Annotated in this window: 1 protein-coding gene; it reads right to left on the bottom strand. The window is 40.6% G+C overall.

Going from position 1 to position 323, the window contains the following annotated elements; genetic code table 11:
* A partial coding sequence (locus OM075_RS25965; protein WP_301193434.1) for a hypothetical protein occupies positions 1 to 323 on the bottom strand: 323 nt, incomplete at both ends.

Below are 323 nucleotides of genomic sequence, written 5' to 3'. Positions count from 1 at the left end.
GTGGTTTCCTCTGGAGTTCCACCATCGACTGGAATGGCCAATGCGCCTGTCCAAACAAAAGTATAATCAGCTACATTGCCGGAAGTAAGGATATCATTATTAAAGATATTGATATCGAATTCAGTAGCTTCATCGGCACAATATATTGCTGAAGTAGCTTGCAATGCAGGATCTGGATTAATGGTAATTACTACCTCTGTTTCACTGGTGCAACCTGTTGCTTTATCTGTTACGACTGCACTAAATGTAGTTGAGATTGGTAAACCACCATCAGCTGGTATCACCAAATCACCTGTCCAGACAAAGGTATAATCATCTACATT

The sequence above is a fragment of the Plebeiibacterium sediminum genome, assembly GCF_026013605.1.
GTDB classification, from domain to species: Bacteria; Bacteroidota; Bacteroidia; order Bacteroidales; family Marinilabiliaceae; genus Saccharicrinis; species Saccharicrinis sediminus.
Note: the sequence above shows the minus strand (reverse complement) of the source record. Positions and strands in the feature narration are given on the sequence as shown.